This window comes from Micromonospora sp. WMMD882, from assembly GCF_027497255.1.
Lineage (GTDB): Bacteria > Actinomycetota > Actinomycetes > Mycobacteriales > Micromonosporaceae > Micromonospora.
On the sequence record NZ_CP114903.1, the window covers coordinates 3127517 to 3142724 of the forward strand.

A 15208-nucleotide genomic window follows, 5' to 3' on the forward strand; every position below is an offset into this window, starting at 1 on the left:
GAGTGAGCCGGTCCTGCGAGCCCCGCAGTCGCGAACGAAAGGCGGCCCCGCGTGAACAGTCTGCTGGTGGACAACATCGGGGAGCTGGTCACGAACGTGGCCGGCAGCGGCGAGGGCGGCCCGTTGGGCATCCGCCGGCGGGCGGCGGTGCTGGTCGAGGAGGACCGGATCGCCTGGATCGGGCCCGCCGCGATCGCGCCGGCCGCCGCCCGCCGGATCGACGTCGACGGGGCGGCGGCGCTGCCCGGTTTCGTGGACAGCCACGCGCACCTGGTCTTCGCCGGGGACCGGGCCGCCGAGTTCGCCGCCCGGATGGCCGGTCAGCCGTACACCGGGGGCGGCATCCGGACCACTGTCGGCGCGACCCGGGCCGCCTCCGACGACACGCTGCGCGCCACCGTGCGCCGGCTCCGCGCGGAGGCGCTGCGCCAGGGCACCACCACCATCGAGATCAAGAGCGGGTACGGCCTCACTGTCGCCGACGAGGCCCGCTCGCTGCGGATCGCCGCCGAGGTGACCGGGGAGACCACCTTCCTCGGCGCGCACGTCGTGCCGACCGAGTACGCCGACCGGCCCGACGACTACGTCGGCCTGGTCTGCGGGCCGATGCTGCGCGCCGCCGCCCCGTACGCGAAGTGGATCGACGTGTTCTGCGAGCGGGGCGCGTTCGACGTGGACCACGCGCGGGCCATCCTGGCCTGCGGTCAGGCGCTCGGGCTGGGCGTACGGGTGCACGCCAACCAGCTCGGGCCGGGGCCCGGGGTGCAGCTCGGGGTGGAGTTGGGGGCGGCCAGCGTTGACCACTGCACCCACCTCGACGACGCCGACGTCGAGGCGCTCGCCTCGACCGGGACCCCGGAAACCGGCACCGGCACGGTGGCCACCCTGCTGCCCGGGGTGGAGTTCTCCACCCGGTCGCCGTACCCGGACGCGCGGCGGCTGCTCGACGCGGGCGTGACCGTGGCGCTGGCCACCGACTGCAACCCCGGCTCGTCGTACACGTCGTCGATGCCGTTCTGCGTGGCGCTCGCCGTACGCGAGATGGGGATGACCCCGGCGGAGGCGGTGTGGGCCGCGACCGCCGGTGGCGCGCGGGCGTTGCGCCGTACCGACGTCGGGGTGCTGCGGGTCGGGGCGCGCGCCGACCTGACCATCCTCGACGCCCCGTCCCACCTGCACCTGGCCTACCGGCCGGGGGTGCCGCTGATCCGCCAGGTCCTGCACAACGGAGTGCCGACATGTCGACCGTGACCGTCCGACCCACCGGAATCTCCGCCGCCGACGTGCTGGCGGTCGCCCGCGGCCCGGCCCGGGTCGTCCTCGACCCGGCGACGGTGGCGACGATGGCCGCCAGCCGGACGATCGTGGACGGCATCGAGGCCGCGGGCCGGCCCGTCTACGGGGTGTCCACCGGGTTCGGGGCGCTGGCGTCCACGTTCGTCGCGCCGGAGCGCCGGGCCGAGCTCCAGCACGCGCTGATCCGCTCGCACGCCGCCGGCATCGGCGCGCCGATGCCCCGCGAGGTGGTCCGGGCGATGATGCTGCTGCGGGTACGCTCGCTCGCCCTCGGCCGGTCCGGGGTGCGCCCGCTGCTCGCGCAGGCCCTGGTCGACCTGCTCAATTACGACGTCACGCCGTGGGTGCCGGAGCACGGCTCGCTCGGCGCCTCCGGTGACCTGGCGCCGCTGGCGCACTGCGCGCTGGCGCTGCTCGGCGAGGGCTGGACGCTCGGCCCGGACGGCGCGCGGGCGCCGGCCGCCGACGCGCTGCGCGCCGCCGGGCTGGCCCCGGTCGGGCTGGCCGCCAAGGAGGGACTGGCGTTGATCAACGGCACCGACGGCATGCTCGGCATGCTGCTGCTCGCCGCCCACGACGCCGCGCACCTGTTCACCATGGCGGACGTGACCGCCGCGCTGGCGATCGAGGCGATGCTCGGCTCGGAACGACCGTTCCTGCCGGAGCTGCACGCGATCCGGCCGCACCCCGGGCAGGCCGCCTCGGCGGCGAACATCCACCGGCTGCTCCAGGGCTCGACGGTGATGGACTCGCACCGCGACGACCTGGCGCACGCGGTGCAGGACGCCTACTCGATGCGCTGCGCGCCGCAGGTGGCCGGCGCGGCCCGGGACACCCTGGCCTTCGTCGAGCAGGTGGCCGCCCGGGAGCTGGTGTCCGTGGTGGACAACCCGGTGGTGCTGCCGGACGGGAGGGTCGAGTCGACAGGCAACTTCCACGGCGCGCCGCTCGGCTTCGCCGCCGACTTCCTGGCCATCGCCGCGTCCGAGGTCGGCGCGATCGCCGAACGCCGGGTGGACCGGCTGCTCGACGTGACCCGGTCCCGGGACCTGCCGGCGTTCCTCTCTCCCGACGCCGGGGTGAACTCCGGGTTGATGATCGCCCAGTACACGGCGGCCGGGATCGTCGCGGAGAACCGCCGGCTGGCCGCGCCCGCCTCGGTGGACTCCCTGCCGACCAGCGGCATGCAGGAGGACCACGTGTCGATGGGCTGGGCGGCGACGAAGAAGCTGCGCACGGTGCTGGACAACCTGACCAGCCTGCTCGCCGTGGAGCTGCTCGCCGCGGTACGCGGACTGCAACTGCGCGCCCCGCTGACCCCGTCCCCGGCCGGTCGGGCCGCGATCGCCGCGCTGGGCGGGGCGGCCGGGGAGCCCGGCCCGGACGTGTTCCTCGCCCCGGTGCTGGAAGCCGCCCGCGACGTGGTCCGCGGGCCGGGGCTGCGCGCCGCGATCGAACGCGAGCTCGGCCCGCTCGCCTGAGCGCCGCCGCCCGCCCGGGAGGCGGAGTCCACGGGTCGGGACGGCCCGCGCTGTCAGGGGGCGGCGAGCAGCGCCACGCCGACGAGCACCGGCGCCGCCACGGCCGTGGACAGCAGCACCGCGTCCCGGGCCAGCACGACCCCCCGGTCGTAGCGGGCCGCGTAGACGAAGACGTTCTGCGCGGTGGGCAGGGCGGCGGTGACCGTGCCGGCCAGCACCGCCGGCTGCGGCAGGCCCAACGCGTACCGGGCGACCAGGTACGCCACCAGCGGCTGGACCACCGCTTTCAGGACCACGGCGAGCCGGACGTCGGGTCCGGTCACGCCGCTGGCGGGCCTGGGCGCGCCGGCCAGCGACAACCCGTACGCGAGCAGGGCGGTCGGGACGGCCATCGGCGCCACGAGTTCGACCGGCCGCAACACCGGCCCGGGTGGCAGCCAGCCGGTCAGCGCGCAGGTCACCCCGAGCGCGCAGGCGACGGTGACCGGGTTGGTCAGCGGCCGGACGACCACCCGGGCCAGGGAACGGCGCGGCCCGCCACCGGCCGTCTCCAGGACGGTGAAGGCCAGCGGCGTCATCACCAGGAGCTGGAACAGGATCACCGGCGCGACGATCGAGGCGTCCCCGAGGACGTACACCGCGATCGGGATGCCGATGTTCGCCGCGTTCACGTACGACGAGGCGAGCGCGCCGACGGTGGTCTCCGCCGCGGGTCGGCCGCCAGCGCAGCCGCGCCACGGCCACGAACGTCCCCGCCACCACGGCGGCGCTCACCACCGTGACCAGCAGGGCGGACGAGAACAGCCCGAGCACGTCGGCCCGCGACAGGGTGCCGAACAGCAGCGCCGGGGTGGCCACGAAGAACGCCACCCGGGACAGCACGGTGGACGCCTCCGGCCCGAGCACGCCGCCCCGGCCGAGCAGCCACCCGACGGCGACGACGGCCACGATGACGGCGAATCCGGTCAGGACACCCGGCACGTCGCTCCTCCCCGGGTGGCGTGGCGTTCCCGCCGCCGGGTCAGGTGGCCGGCGGCAGCACCTTGGCGACCAGCTTGGCCAGGTCACGCAACGCCTTGCCGCGGTGGCTGATCGCGTCCTTCTCCGCCGGGGTCAACTCGGCGTTCGTCCGGGTCTGCCCCTCGCCCAGGAAGATCGGGTCGTACCCGAAGCCGCCCTCGCCGCGCGGGGCCCGCAGCAGCCGGCCGGGCTGCCGGCCGTCGACCAGGTGCTCCTTGCCGCCGGGCAGGACCAGGGCGACGGTGCAGACGAACGCCGCGCCCCGGTGCTCGTCGGGCACGTCACCGATCTGGTCGAGCACCAGTTGCAGGTTGGCCTGGTCGTCGCCGTGCCGCCCGGCCCAGCGGGCGCTGAACACCCCGGGCATGCCGTTGAGGGCGTCCACGGCGAGACCGGAGTCGTCGGCGATGGTCGGCAGGGTGGTCCGCCGGCAACCCTCCCGCGCCTTGATCAGCGCGTTCTCGCCGAAGGTGAGGCCCGTCTCGGGCAGCTCGGGGTAGTCCTCGACGTCGTCGAGACCGAGCAGCGCGATCCGGTGCGCGCCGAGCGCGCCGTCGAGGATCCGCTGCAACTCGATGAGCTTCTTCTGGTTACGGGTCGCGAGCAGGACCTTGTTCACGCTGTTTCGCCTTTCGTCACGGCTTACGGTCACGCCTCGTCACGGACTGCGGTCACGCCAGCGCCGACCGCTGGGCCTCGGCGAGGTCCGCGCAGCCCGCCACGGCCAGGTCGAGCAGGGCGTCGAGCTGGTCCCGGGCGAAGACGCCGGACTCGCCGGTGCCCTGCACCTCGACGAAGTCACCCGCGCCGGTGCAGACGACGTTCATGTCGACCTCGGCGACGACGTCCTCCGCGTAGTCCAGGTCGAGGCGGGCCTCGCCGGCGATCACGCCGACGCTGACCGCCGCCACCGAGCGGCGCATGACCTTCTCCGGTTTGGCGGTCAGCGACTTGCGGGCGGCCAGCCAGGTCACCGCGTCGTACAGGGCGACGTACGCGCCGGTGATCGAGGCGGTGCGGGTGCCGCCGTCGGCCTGCAGGACGTCGCAGTCGAGCACGATCGAGTTCTCGCCGAGCGCCTTGAGGTCCACGCAGGCCCGCAGGCTGCGGCCGATCAGCCGGGAGATCTCGTGGGTACGCCCGCCGACCTTCCCCCGGATGCTCTCCCGGTCGGAGCGGGTGTTGGTGGCCCGGGGCAGCATGGCGTACTCGGCGGTCACCCAACCCAGCCCGGAGCCCTTCCGCCAGCGGGGCACCCCCTCGGTCACGCTCGCCGTGCAGAGCACCCGGGTGCCGCCGAACTCCACCAGGACCGAGCCCTCGGGATGGGTGCTCCAGCCCCGGGTCAGCGTCACCGGTCGGAGTTGATCGGGCCGCCGCCCGTCAGGTCGCGCCATGCAGGCACTCTATGCGGTCGCGTGATCGACCTCGCCCGGGGTCTCCCGGCCGGTGGACGGTGGGACCGCGGCAGGGCCGCCCGGCAGCGGAGCACGACCGCCCGGTTACGGGACGGGACGGGGCGCGGGGGCGTCGAGCGCGCGGAGGAAACCGGTGACGGCGGCGGGCCACCCGAACTGTTCCGCCCGGGCCCGGGCGGCGGCCCGACGGTCGCCGGCCGGTCGGTCGAGCAGCCGGCGGACCGCGTCGGCCAGCGCCCCGGGCATCCCGTACGCGGCCAGGCCGGCCGGCCCGACCACCTCCGGCAGCGCGCTGGCCGCGTGGCACACCACCGGCGTGCCGCAGGCCAGCGCTTCCAGCCCGGCCAGCCCGAAGGTCTCCACCGGCCCGGGCGCGAGCGCCACGTCGGCGCTGGCCAGCAGGGCGGCCACCGCCGACCGGTCGGGCAGGAACCCGGTGAACCGCACCGGCAGGCCGGCGGCGCGACGTTCCAGGGCCGGACGCAGCGGGCCGTCACCGGCCACCACCAGCACCGCCGGCACGCCCGCGCGCCGCAGCTCGGCGAGCGTGTCGACGCTGAGGTCCGGTCGCTTCTCCACGGACAGCCGGCCGCAGTGCGCCAACAGCACCTCGTCCCCGGTGACGTGCCGGGCCCGCAGCCCCGGATCGTGACGGGACGGGTGGAAGGCGCCCAGGTCCACGCCGAGCGGCACCAGGTCCACGTTCGTCGCGCCGATCCGGTGGAACTCCTCCGCCGCCCACCGGGTGGTGCAGACGATCCGGTCGTACGTGTCGGCGGTGCGGCCGTTGAGCCGGTCGGCGAGCCGCCGGGCGGCGGGCGCCCGCCACTGCCCGAGCAGGCCGGTCAGGCACTCGTGGGAGACCATCGCCGACCGGACGCCGTGCGCCCGGGCCCAGTCGCCGGTCCACCGCAGGGTGGCGCGGTCGGACACCTCCAGCCGGTCCGGGGCCAGCCGCTCCAGCAGGCGGGCCAGCGCACGGCGACCGGTCAGCAGCCGGTAGCCGCCGGAACGCGGCAGCGGCGGGCCGGGCAGGGTGATGATCCGGCCGGCGTCGGTCAGCTCGTCACCGGCACGCGCGCCCGGCGTCACCAGCACCGGCTGGTGTCCGGCGGCCCGGTAGCCGACCCCCAGGTTCCACAACGCGGTCCGCAGGCCGCCCGAGCGGTCGGTGACGAAGTTCGCCAGCCGGACGACCCGCAGTCCCGGCCCACCCGTCACCGGTGACGTGCCCCCGTTCACACGCCCGCCACCAGCCCGGTCGTCGCCGGCGAAGTCTTCCCGCGCACCAGCCCGCCGCGTCCCGCCGCTCACGCGCCCGCCACCAGCCCGCTGGTCGCCGGGGCGGCGCGCACCGCCCGGTAGTGGCCGAGCAGCTCGTCGCCGATCGCGGCCCAACTGCGTCGGCTCACCGCCGCCCGTCCGGCTTCCCCGTACTCGCGGCGGCGTCGCGGGTCGGCGGCCAGGTCGGCCACGGCCGCCGCGAGCGCCGTGCCGTCCCCGGGTGGCACCAGCAGTCCGGTCCGGCCCGACTGGACCAGGTCCACCGGCCCCCCGGCGGCCGGGGCGACCACCGGCACGCCGCTGGCCAACGCCTCCTGCACCGTCTGCCCGAAGGTCTCGTACGGGCCGGTGTGCGCGAACACGTCCAGGCTGGCGTAGATGCGGGCCAGCTCGTCGCCGTGCCGGGCGCCGAGAAACAGCACCCCGGGCAGGGCGCGGGTCAGCTCCCGCCGGGACGGGCCGTCCCCGACCACCACCACCCGTACCCCGGGCAGCCGGGCGGTTTCGGCCAGCAGCTCGATCCGCTTCTCCGACGCGAGCCGCCCGACGTAGCCGACCAGGACCTGCCCGTCCGGGGCGAGCCGACGCCGGATCGCCGGGTCCCGCCGGGCCGGTTGGAAGCGTTCCGCGTCGACGCCGCGCCGCCACAGCCAGATCCGTTCCACGCCGTTGGCGATCAGGTCGGCGGCGGCCCGGGTGGACGGCGCGAGGGTACGGCCCGCGCTGTTGTGGATCTCGCGGATCCGCCGCCAGGCCGCCGCCTCACCCCATCCGAGCCGGTACTCCCGCGCGTACGAGGCCACGTCGGTCTGGTAGACGGCCACCGTCGGCAGCCGGTGCCGGGCGGCCAGCGTCGCCGCCCGCCCACCGAGCACGAACGGGCTGGCCAGATGCACCACGTCCGGCGCGTACGTCAGCAGGGTGTCGGCGAGCCGGCTGCCGGGCAGCCCCAGCCGGAAACTCTGGTAGCGGGGCATCGGCACGCTCGGGATACGGACCACCGGGTACGGCTGGTCGTCGACCGTCCGACGTCGGCCGCCGGGTGGGGCGGGCGCGACGACCAGCAGCTCGTGCCCCCGTGCCAGCAGGTGCTCGGCGACCCGGACGACGGAGTGCGCCACGCCGTTGACGTCCGGCGGGAACGACTCCGTCACGATGGCGATCCGCATGCTCCCACCGTGGGGCTGCCAACGGTGCTCCGGTCGACCGGCCGTTGACCGGCCGACGAACAGTACGGCACGAATCGGTGGGTCAGACCTCGTAGCGGCAGCCCGGACGGACGACCTCCAGCGGCCCGGCGAACGCGGCGCCGGCCGCCTCGACGGTCTGCGCCTCACTGCCCCAGGCGGTGACCAGGTGGGTGAGGAGCAGCCGGCCCACGCCGGCCTTGGTGGCCGCCTCACCGGCCTCCCGTCCGGTCAGGTGCAGGTCCGGCGGGTTGTCCACCCCGTCGAGGTAGCTGGCCTCGCAGAGGAACACGTCGGCGTCCTGGGCCAGCCGCAGCAGTGGCTCGCAGGGGGCGGTGTCCGAGGAGTAGCACAACGTCCGACCGTCGTGTTCCAGCCGGACGCCGTACGTCTCGACGGGGTGGTTGACCCGGTCGACGGTGACGGTGAACGGGCCGATCGGGAAGGTGCCCGGTTCGAGGGCGTAGAACTGGTAGACGTCGTCGACGCCGGCTTCCTCCTGGTGGCCGTACACGGCCTGCAACCGGTCGGGGGCGCCGGCCGGGGCGTACACCGGCAACGGCGGGTACGGGCCGTCCGGGCCGTACCGACGCACCACCACGTACGAGGCGGCGTCGAGAATGTGGTCGCAGTGCAGGTGGGACAGGACGATCGCGTCCGGGGCGTGCAGCCCGGCGTACCGCTGGAGGGCGGAGAGCGAGCCGGTGCCGAAATCCAGCAGCAGCCGGAAACCGGCGGCCTCCACCAGGTACGCGGAACAGGCGGACTCGGGGCCGGGAAAGCTGCCCGCACAGCCCAGCACGGTCAATCTCATGCGGTCGCCCCGTCGCCACTGCCGGTAGTCGAACCGTCGAGACCCGCCCCGCCGATGATCTCTACCGACGCGTACGCCACGGTGCGCAGCCTACGCCGGAGGGACCGGCGGCAAGAATGATCTGATGGAAGTTGTCGCCAACGTGACACCCCTCCATGTCCCGCCTTCGCCCACCGTCACGAGCGACCGGCCGGACCGTTGCACACGGTGAGGACCTGCCGGCCGGCGGCGGCGTCACCACGGGGACGGGGCGGATCGTGCGCATCGAGACGGAGCAGCCACCGGCCAGCCCACCGGGGGAACGGTCCGCCGTCGGCCCCACCCCGCCGGGTGCGGCGCGCGCCGCCCCGGACGACCGGGCCCGGCCAGGCCCGGCGCACACCGGCCCACACGACCGGACCGCGCTGCACGGACCAGCCGGGCCAGGTGGACCAATCGGGCCAGGTGGACCAGCCGGGCCGGGTGGACCAATCGGGCCGGGTGGACCAACCGGGCCAGGTGGACCAGCCGGGCCGGGGGAAATGCGCGCTGGGGCGGGAGGCGGGTCAGCGGAACGACCCGCCGGGTCAGGGGGACGACGCGCCAGGGCGGGGGGACAACAGGCCAGGGCGGGGGGACAACAGGCCGGGGCGCGGGAACGACGCGCCGGGGCGGGGGGACGACAGGCCGGGGCGGGGCCGGGAGGACGACACCGGTCGGCCGCGTCGACGGCTTTCGCGGGTGACGGTCGGCGACTGCTGGTCGCGTGTGGCTGGGCTACCGCCCTGGGCGTGGTGGCCCTCGCCTCCGGCCTGCGTGGCCTGGTGCTGGTGCTCGCCGGGCAGGCGCCGCCGTGGTACCAGCCGACCGTCACCGCGCTGGGTCTCGGCGGGATCGCTCTCGGGGTGCTCGCGTTGGGCGGCCACCGCCGTCCCGCCCTGTCGTGGACCGCCCTCGGGCTGGCGAACCTGGCGGTCGCCGTGAGCGCCGGCCTCACCGCCAACCTGCCCTGAGCCCACCCTGATCCACTCCAGATCAGGGTTAACGCGGCCTCGGCCCGCCACGACACCGCGATATCACGGATGTCGGGGCGGGCCGAGGGCAGGACAGGCCCGGGGCGGGCCGAGGGCAGGACAGGCCCCGGGCGGGGTGGGTCGTCAGGCCCAGAGTTGGCCTTCGAGGGCCTCTTCGGCGTCGGCGAGGGTGCCGCCGTACGCGCCGGTGGAGAGGTACTTCCAGCCGCCGTCGCAGACCACGAAGGCGACGTCGGCCCGCCGGCCGTCCCGGACCGCCTCGTGGGCCACAGCCAGGGCGGCGTGCAGGATCGCGCCGGTGGAGAACCCGGCGAAGATCCCTTCGACCTCGACCAGTTGCCGGGTACGCAGCACCGCGTCCCGGGTGCCCACCGAGAAGCGCCGGGAGAGCACCGTCGCGTCGTAGAGCTCCGGAACGTAGCCCTCGTCGATGTTGCGCAGGCCGTAGACCAGCTCGCCGTAGCGCGGCTCGGCCGCGACGATCTGGATGCCCTCGACCTTCTCCCGCAGGTAGCGCCCGGTGCCCATGAGCGTGCCGGTGGTGCCCAGCCCGGCCACGAAGTGGGTGATCGTGGGCAGGTCGTGCAGCAGCTCCGGCCCGGTCGTCTCGTAGTGCGCCCGGGCGTTCGCCTCGTTGCCGTACTGGAAGAGCATCACCCAGTCGGGGTGCTCGGCGGCGATCTGCTTGGCGGTGGCGACCGCCTGGTTGGAACCGCCGGCGGCCGGCGAGAAGATGATTTCCGCGCCGTACATCCGGAGCAGTTGCACCCGCTCGGTGGAGACGTTCTCCGGCATCACGCACACCAGCCGGTAGCCGCGCAGCTTCGCCACCATGGCCAGCGAGATGCCGGTGTTGCCGCTGGTCGGCTCCAGGATGGTGTCACCCGGGCGGAGCCGCCCGGAGCGTTCCGCCGCCCGGACCATGAACAACGCCGTCCGGTCCTTGATGCTGCCGGTGGGGTTGCGGTCCTCCAGCTTGGCCCAGAGCCGCACCGGCGGCGCCCCGTCGGGCACCGTCGGCGACAGTCGGGGCAGCCCGATCAGGGGCGTCCCGCCGCAGGCGTCGAGGAGACTGTCGTACCGCGCCATGGCGGCCGCCTCAGCGGGCGGCGACGGAGGCGCGGACGCTGCCGTGCCCGCTCATCGCCGCCAGCGCGGCGAAGCCCAGCGCGCCCCCGGCCACGGCCGGCAGGATCGTCACCGTGTCGCCGTCGGACAGCTTGGCGTCGAGCGCGCCGAGGAAACGGACGTCCTCGTCGTTGACGTAGACGTTGACGAACCGGTGCAGCGTGCCGGTCTCGGTGACCAGCCGGGCGCGCAGCCCGCCGTGCCGGCTGTCGAGATCGTTGAGCAGGTCGGCCAGGGTGTCCCCGGCCCCCTCGACGACCTTCGCGCCGCCGGTGTGACCGCGCAGGATGGTGGGGATGCGAACTTCGATGGCCATGGTGTCGTGACTCCTCGTTCGGGTGGGGCGGTGGCGTACGGGACGGACGGCTGCGCCGGGCGCTGAGGTGCTGCTCAGCGGTCGGAACACTCGTAGTCGACCGTGGCCGGGCTCTGCCCGAACATGTAGGACTGGACGGCGTGCGGGTCGACGGTGGCGTCCACGACCCGGACCGGCTCCTCGGTCACCACGCCGTCCACGATGCGGAAGGAGCGGATCTCCTCCGTGTCGGGATCGCGGGTGGAGACGAGGAGGTAGTGTGCGCCCGGCTCACCGGCGAACGAGATGTCCGTCCGGGACGGGTACGCCTCGGTCGCGGTGTGCGAGTGGTAGATGACCAGCGGCTCCTCGTCGCGGTCGTCCATCTCGCGCCAGACCCGCAGGTGCTCCATCGAGTCGAACTCGTAGAACGTCATCGAGCGGGCGGCGTTCTCCATCGGGATGTGCCGGGTCGGGGTGTCACTGCCGGCGGGGCCGGCGACGACGCCACACGCCTCGTCGGGGTGGTCCCGGCGCGCGTGCGCGACGATCGCGTCGACGATCGACCGGTCGATGCTCAGCACGCCGACCAGCCTACCGCCTGTCCGCGCCGGACCACAGGTGGCAGCCGTCACCATCGGCGCGCGGGCGCGGCTCGGTTTCCCCGGTCCGCCCACCGGGGATGCTGTCCGGACAACCGGCACGAGGAGGTCGACCATGCAGTACCGCCGTATCGGATCGGTCGAGGTGAGCGCGATCGGGCTCGGCGCCATGCCGTTGTCGGTCCAGGGCCGCCCCGACACCGAGCGTGCCGTCCGGACCATCCACGCCGCGCTGGACGCGGGCGTCACGCTGATCGACACCGCCGACGCGTACTCGTTGGGATCGGACGACTTCGGGCACAACGAGTCGCTGATCGCCAGCGCCCTCGCCGGGTACGGCGGGGACACCTCGGGCGTCCTGGTCGCCACCAAGGGCGGGCACACCCGTCCCGGCGGCGAGGAGTGGGCCCGCGACGGTTCGCCGGAGCACCTGCGCGCCGCCTGCAACGCGTCGCTGAAGCGGCTCGGGGTGGACGCGATCGGGCTCTACCAGTTCCACCGGCCCGACCCGACCGTCCCGTACGCCGAGTCGATCGGGGCGCTGCGGGAGCTGGCCGACGCCGGCAAGATCCGGATGGCCGGCATCTCGAACGCCGACCCGGAGCAGATCCGACTGGCCCGGGACATCCTCGGCGAGCACCTGGTCTCGGTGCAGAACGAGTTCTCCCCCGCCTTCCGCAGCAGCGAGCCGGAGCTGCGCCTCTGCGCCGAGCTGGGGTTGGCGTTCCTGCCCTGGTCGCCGCTCGGCGGCATCGGCCGGGCCGGCTCGCTGGGCGAACGGTTCGCGCCGTTCGCCCGGGTCGCCGAGCGGCACGGGGTCAGCCCGCAGCAGGTCTGTCTCGCCTGGCAGCTCGCGCTCGCCCCGGTGGTGATCCCGATCCCGGGCGCGAGCCGCCCGGAGACCATCCGCGACTCCGCGGCCGCCGCCCACCTGACCCTCACCGCCGAGGAGGTGGCCACCCTCAGCGGCGACTGACCCGCCGCGCGGGGGCGCGGTCCGGGGGCAGGCTCCTCGGGTACGCGTCCCCGGGCGGGCCCGGTCGACGGGGCGGTTTCAGTCGAGGAGCGCGTTGAGCAGCGACTCCTGGAGGTAGCCCAGGTAGGCGTACACGGAGAGCTGGAAGACGCGGGTCGAGGTGGGGTCCACGGCCACCGCCTCGTCCAACTCGTCGCCGAGGTCGGTGCCCTCCTGGACGCCCAGCCGTACGCCCATCGCGAGCCGGGCGTCGTTGAGCGCCCGCAGCCACGCCTCGGCCGCCTCCGCGTCCAGGCGTACCTCGCCGCCGTGCTCGTCGGGCAGGGCGGCGAGGATCGCGCCCGCCTGGTCGATCTTCGCGGTCTTGAGGTCGCCCTCGGTGTACCGGCGGAACTCGGCCGAGCTGGCCGCGTCGTCGGCGTACACCTCGGGGAAGAGCCGGCCCACCACCGGGTCGGTGTGGTCGAAGCCGTCGGTGAGCAGGCCCACCACCTCGGAGGCGACCTTGCGCAGCACGCGGACCTCGTCCACGGCGAAGGTGGCGACGTACTGGCCGCCCCGGCGACGGAACATGCTCACGCGCGGTCCACCGTCGCCCACAGGCCGTACGCGTGCAGTTGCGACGCGTCATGCTCCATCCGTTCCCGCGCGCCGGTGGAGACCACCGCCCGGCCCTTGTGGTGCACGTCCAGCATCAACTGCTCGGCCCTCTCCCGGCTGTAGCCGAAGAGCTTCTGGAAGACCCAGGTCACATACGTCATCAAATTGACCGGATCGTCCCACACGATCGTCACCCATGGCCGGTCCGAGACCGGCACCTCTTCGGTGTCCGGCGTCTCGACCGGTGCCACCTGTGGAGCCGCCATGCCACCCATCGTGCCACCGGAATCCCGATTGCGATGAACCGGAACGCCGGGTGGAACCGGATCATCGGTCGACCGTCCCGCCCGGGTGGTGGTCAGGCGAGCAGGATGCCGTGGTCGACGGCATCTAGCAGGATCCCCTCCAGCGCCAGGCGCACCGCCTCGATCCGGCGGGTGATCTCCGCCTGGAGTTCCCGGTCGACCTCGCGCAGCACGCGCTGCGCCCACGACCGGGCCTCGTCCTGGTCCGCGCCGCCCGGCGAGACCGCCACGTCCGCCCGGCCCGGCGTCCGCCAGTGCAGGTAACACCCGGCGGAGAGGGCCACCGCCACCGGCGGCAGGACGGCCTCCCGGCGCGCGGCGGGAGGGCCGTCGAGGGCCCGGACCGCGCCGTCGCCGCCCAGCTCGGCCACGCCGCCGGTGCTGGTGACCAGCAGCACCCGCGCCAGCCCCCGGCCGGGCCGGTGATCGGCCAGCCCGGTCCGCACGGCGGCGCACACCCGCCGGTACGCCGGCACGTCCGGCGCGACGCCGAAGACGTCGGTGAAGGCGTCGGTGACGATCCGCCGTACCGCCTCGTCACACCACCCGGTGGCGGCCAGGGACAGGGCGTGCATCTCCCGGTCGAGCGCGCCCGGCAGACCGTCGCGGCCGGCCCCGAAGACGATCTCCTGCACCACCCGCAGGTGCGCCTCGGCCAGCTCCAGCCCGACGTCCTGACGGATCCGGCGGGCGTGGGCACGGGCCTGCCGGGCGAGCCGGTCGGCCCATTCCCGGGTGTCGGGGCCGACCCGCACCGGCACCCGCCGGTGGCCCGGGGTGGTGGCCGGCGGGCCACCGTCCCGGCGGCGGGCCCCGACGGCGGCCCGCCCGACGAGCGCTCCCCGGAGCGCCGCCAGCCCGTCCGCACCGCCGGTGTCACCACCGCCCGTTTCGTCACCGCCCGCGTGACCCCCGGCCGGGTCAGGACCGCCCGGGTCAGGACCGCCGGCCGGGTCAGGACCGCCGGCCGGGTCAGGACCGCCGGCCGGGTCAGGACCGCCGGCCGGGTCAGGACCGCCGGCCGGGTCAGGACCGCCGGCCGGGTCAGGACCACCGGCCGGGTCAGGACCGGGCGCTGGAGCCGGGCCCGACGGTGGTAGCGCGAACCACCGGGCTCCGGTCAGCTCCGGGACGGCCGCGAGCAGCGCCGACCGGAACGCGGCCACGGCGTCGGCGGACGGGCCGGAGGGCTCCGCCGACGCCGGGGTCACCCCGACGAACACCGTGGCGTCCGCCCGGGCCGCCCCGGCCAGCAGGTCCCGCTCGACGGGGGTGAGGGCCCGGTCGGCGGGGACGACGAAAAGCAGCGCGCCGGCCCGTTCGACGGCGTCGAGCAGCACCCGGACGCCGGCCGTCCCGAGCGAGTCGGTGTCCGGCGCGACGACCATCGTGGCGTGCCGCAGCAGCGGGGCGGGCAGGTCGAGCTCGACCCGGCGCGGCGGCCGGGACAGCGCGGGCGCGTCGGTGCCGTAGGCGTGCGGCTGCCGGTAGCCGGGCACCCACGCGACCCGGGTACGCGTCCGCGCGTGCCGGATCACCAGATAACTCCCGTCCGGCACGGTCAGCGCAGCGGTCCGTACGTCGAGCAGGGCCGCCAGCGTCTCCCGCCGCGCCGGACCGGACGGCCCGGTGACCACCACGCCCGACGGCTCCTGCGCAGCCGCGGTCGCGCCGCCGGGCGCGGTGTCCTCGCCCGGCACGGTGTCCTCGCCCGGCAGGGCGTCCTCCGGCAGGGCGTCCTCCGGACGGCGGGCCGACCTCATCGTGAAACGGTCTCCTGGCGGTGTCG

Annotated in this window: 15 protein-coding genes and 1 pseudogene; 4 read left to right on the forward strand and 12 right to left on the reverse strand. The window is 75.1% G+C overall.

The window, feature by feature from the left end; genetic code table 11:
* The first annotated feature begins 51 nt into the window (after positions 1 to 51).
* Both hutI and hutH read left to right on the forward strand, forming a co-directional pair.
* The gene (hutI, locus tag O7606_RS12855; RefSeq protein WP_281599348.1) at positions 52 to 1251 is read left to right on the forward strand and encodes an imidazolonepropionase; all 1200 of its coding nucleotides are present in this window, start codon (positions 52 to 54) and stop codon (positions 1249 to 1251) included.
* A complete protein-coding gene (gene hutH / locus O7606_RS12860; RefSeq protein WP_281599349.1) occupies positions 1239 to 2777 on the forward strand; it encodes a histidine ammonia-lyase in 1539 nt (512 codons plus the stop codon). Before hutI ends, hutH begins: the two co-directional genes overlap by 13 nt.
* A gap of 53 nt (positions 2778 to 2830) precedes the next feature.
* Here hutH and O7606_RS12865 read toward each other — a convergent pair.
* The 6 genes and pseudogenes from O7606_RS12865 to O7606_RS12890 all read right to left on the reverse strand — a co-directional run.
* A pseudogene (locus tag O7606_RS12865) lies at positions 2831 to 3478 on the reverse strand (AEC family transporter); the annotation flags it as partial.
* Positions 3479 to 3798: 320 nt separating this feature from the next.
* The gene (rdgB, locus tag O7606_RS12870; protein WP_281599352.1) at positions 3799 to 4416 is read right to left on the reverse strand and encodes an RdgB/HAM1 family non-canonical purine NTP pyrophosphatase; all 618 of its coding nucleotides are present in this window, start codon (positions 4414 to 4416) and stop codon (positions 3799 to 3801) included.
* Positions 4417 to 4468: 52 nt separating this feature from the next.
* A complete protein-coding gene (gene rph, locus O7606_RS12875; RefSeq protein ID WP_281599353.1) occupies positions 4469 to 5194 on the reverse strand; it encodes a ribonuclease PH in 726 nt (241 codons plus the stop codon).
* Between the two features lie 105 nt (positions 5195 to 5299).
* A complete protein-coding gene (locus O7606_RS12880; protein ID WP_348651167.1) occupies positions 5300 to 6418 on the reverse strand; it encodes a glycosyltransferase in 1119 nt (372 codons plus the stop codon).
* A gap of 107 nt (positions 6419 to 6525) precedes the next feature.
* Positions 6526 to 7668, reverse strand: coding sequence for a glycosyltransferase family 1 protein (locus O7606_RS12885; protein WP_281599355.1), 1143 nt, complete (start codon positions 7666 to 7668; stop codon positions 6526 to 6528).
* A gap of 82 nt (positions 7669 to 7750) precedes the next feature.
* Complete coding sequence (locus O7606_RS12890; protein WP_281599356.1) at positions 7751 to 8500, reverse strand: MBL fold metallo-hydrolase; 750 nt, start codon at positions 8498 to 8500, stop codon at positions 7751 to 7753.
* A 770-nt stretch (positions 8501 to 9270) separates the two neighbouring features.
* Between O7606_RS12890 and O7606_RS12895 the strand changes: the two genes are divergently transcribed.
* Complete coding sequence (locus O7606_RS12895; protein ID WP_281599357.1) at positions 9271 to 9492, forward strand: hypothetical protein; 222 nt, start codon at positions 9271 to 9273, stop codon at positions 9490 to 9492.
* A gap of 144 nt (positions 9493 to 9636) precedes the next feature.
* Here O7606_RS12895 and O7606_RS12900 read toward each other — a convergent pair whose 3' ends face one another.
* The 3 genes from O7606_RS12900 to O7606_RS12910 form a co-directional block, all read right to left on the reverse strand.
* Positions 9637 to 10602: a pyridoxal-phosphate dependent enzyme gene (locus O7606_RS12900; protein WP_281599358.1), complete on the reverse strand. Its 966-nt coding sequence runs from the start codon at positions 10600 to 10602 to the stop codon at positions 9637 to 9639.
* Positions 10603 to 10612: 10 nt separating this feature from the next.
* Entirely contained in the window at positions 10613 to 10957 is a 345-nt protein-coding gene (locus tag O7606_RS12905) for a MoaD family protein (protein ID WP_281599359.1), read from the reverse strand.
* A 74-nt stretch (positions 10958 to 11031) separates the two neighbouring features.
* Positions 11032 to 11520, reverse strand: a complete 489-nt coding sequence (locus O7606_RS12910; RefSeq protein WP_281599360.1) for a M67 family metallopeptidase — start codon at positions 11518 to 11520, stop codon at positions 11032 to 11034.
* A gap of 133 nt (positions 11521 to 11653) precedes the next feature.
* Between O7606_RS12910 and O7606_RS12915 the strand changes: the two genes are divergently transcribed.
* Positions 11654 to 12514, forward strand: a complete 861-nt coding sequence (locus O7606_RS12915) for an aldo/keto reductase (protein ID WP_281599361.1) — start codon at positions 11654 to 11656, stop codon at positions 12512 to 12514.
* Between the two features lie 78 nt (positions 12515 to 12592).
* Here O7606_RS12915 and O7606_RS12920 read toward each other — a convergent pair whose 3' ends face one another.
* From O7606_RS12920 to O7606_RS12930, 3 genes are all read right to left on the reverse strand, one after another.
* Positions 12593 to 13087 (reverse strand): DUF2017 domain-containing protein, encoded by a 495-nt coding sequence (locus O7606_RS12920; RefSeq protein ID WP_281599645.1) that lies wholly within the window; start codon positions 13085 to 13087, stop codon positions 12593 to 12595.
* Between the two features lie 2 nt (positions 13088 to 13089).
* A complete protein-coding gene (gene clpS / locus O7606_RS12925; protein ID WP_281599362.1) occupies positions 13090 to 13380 on the reverse strand; it encodes an ATP-dependent Clp protease adapter ClpS in 291 nt (96 codons plus the stop codon).
* 92 nt (positions 13381 to 13472) lie between these two features.
* On the reverse strand, positions 13473 to 15182 hold the full coding sequence (locus O7606_RS12930) for a hypothetical protein (RefSeq protein WP_281599364.1): 1710 nt from the start codon (positions 15180 to 15182) through the stop codon (positions 13473 to 13475).
* Positions 15183 to 15208: the final 26 nt, after the last annotated feature.